Here is a 1,395-nt window from a genome sequence, read left to right on the forward strand (position 1 = left end):
ACATTGGCACGTTGAATATCATTGTGGTTATTGTGGATTTGCTTACGGAGAATGGATAAAAGCAGATAGGGACGAAATGGAAAAATTGTTTGGTAAAGAAGCACATGAAATCAAATAGGATTTGGAGGTTAAACAGTGAACCAACAAACAGACTTTGTAAAACTCTACTGTGATTTAATCCTAAAGAAAATAGTATCTAAAATATCTGCTAATCAGACGAAGAAATCAAAAGCAGAGGATAGATCAATGGCAACTGCTGAAACAAGTCAAGTAAGGACTATGCGCCATTGGAGAGCAGTAGCAGATAATGAATTTTATTACGCAGAAATTGAAAAGGGATTCCAGCAATTAAAAGAACTGGATGCACTAACAGGATGGAGCAATAACCTACATCAAGACAGATTTAAATTTATGAATGATAGATATGAAAATGTTTTGAATCAGTATTTACAGGAGGTTAAACAATGAATCTAAAAGAGGAACGGCTAGAAACAATAAATAAACTAATCAAATTTATATCAGAGCGCGGTCGGAGATTTTTCTACTCAAATAGAACAGTAAACATGGACAATGTTGATAGCCTTGCTTTTATGAAATTAAAGAATGGACGTATTTATTTTGTAGATGATTATACTCTAAAAGAGATTGCGGTAATTAATAACTATCGTGACTGGAATGGTTTTAGTCATGGAGGAACACTAAGAGCATTAATATTAGACTTTGCAGAGTTTATCCGTACTGGTAAATATACAAACGGTAATAACGGATACGGTGGCTTGTATTGCCCACATTGGGGGCATAGTGATGAGATTCAGCAGGAAATAATTGATTATGCAAAAGAAATCGGATATTTGAGAGGTGTTAAACAATGAATCTAGCAATTAAAAAAGTTCATCCGGATGCAGTATTACCTAAATATGCTAAACAAGGTGACAGTGGTTTTGATTTAGTAGCTGTAGAGGATGTAATTATCGAACCAGGAGAAACAAAGTTAGTTAAAACAGGACTAGCATTTGATATTCCAGAAGGATATGAAATTCAAGTAAGACCTCGATCTGGAATAACACTAAAAACTAAATTAAGAGTTCAACTAGGTACAGTTGATTCTAATTATCGTGGTGAGGTTGGGGTGATTGTAGATAACACAGAAGATGACTGGTTCATTAGAGGAACAGGATATTATAAATTGATTAATGGAGAGTCTTCTAAAACTCGTGGGGGAGAAGAAATATCTTGCGATTCTTATATTATTCTTAAAGGCGACCGCATAGCACAAGCAATACTAGCGCCAGTAACAACAGCAAACTTTATCGAAGTACAAGAACTATCTGAATCAATTAGAGGAACTAATGGTTATGGTTCTACAGGGATTAATTAAGGAGGTCTAATATGGCT

At 34.7% G+C, this 1,395-nt stretch carries 3 protein-coding genes; all 3 read left to right on the forward strand.

The window, feature by feature from the left end:
- The first annotated feature begins 135 nt into the window (after positions 1-135).
- Genes C3938_RS17535 through C3938_RS17545 form a run of 3 tightly spaced genes read left to right on the forward strand, consistent with a single transcriptional unit; the run spans position 136 to position 1,378 of the window.
- A complete protein-coding gene (locus tag C3938_RS17535) occupies positions 136-468 on the forward strand; it encodes a DUF1140 family protein (RefSeq protein ID WP_105104607.1) in 333 nt (110 codons plus the stop codon).
- Positions 465-872 (forward strand): hypothetical protein, encoded by a 408-nt coding sequence (locus C3938_RS17540; protein ID WP_105104608.1) that lies wholly within the window; start codon positions 465-467, stop codon positions 870-872. The genes C3938_RS17535 and C3938_RS17540 overlap by 4 nt, the downstream gene beginning before the upstream one ends.
- Positions 869-1,378 carry a dUTP diphosphatase gene (locus tag C3938_RS17545; RefSeq protein WP_105104609.1) on the forward strand — a complete coding sequence of 170 codons (510 nt, stop codon included), beginning with the start codon at positions 869-871 and terminating at the stop codon, positions 1,376-1,378. The genes C3938_RS17540 and C3938_RS17545 overlap by 4 nt, the downstream gene beginning before the upstream one ends.
- The last annotated feature ends 17 nt before the right edge of the window (positions 1,379-1,395 follow it).

Source organism: Microbulbifer pacificus, assembly GCF_002959965.1.
Lineage (GTDB): Bacteria > Pseudomonadota > Gammaproteobacteria > Pseudomonadales > Cellvibrionaceae > Microbulbifer > Microbulbifer pacificus_A.

Coding starts and splice junctions, on each gene's coding strand:
- C3938_RS17540 (WP_105104608.1), top strand. CDS start 465: ATGAATCTAAAAGAGGAACGGCTAGAAACAATAAATAAACTAATCAAA.
- C3938_RS17545 (WP_105104609.1), top strand. CDS start 869: ATGAATCTAGCAATTAAAAAAGTTCATCCGGATGCAGTATTACCTAAA.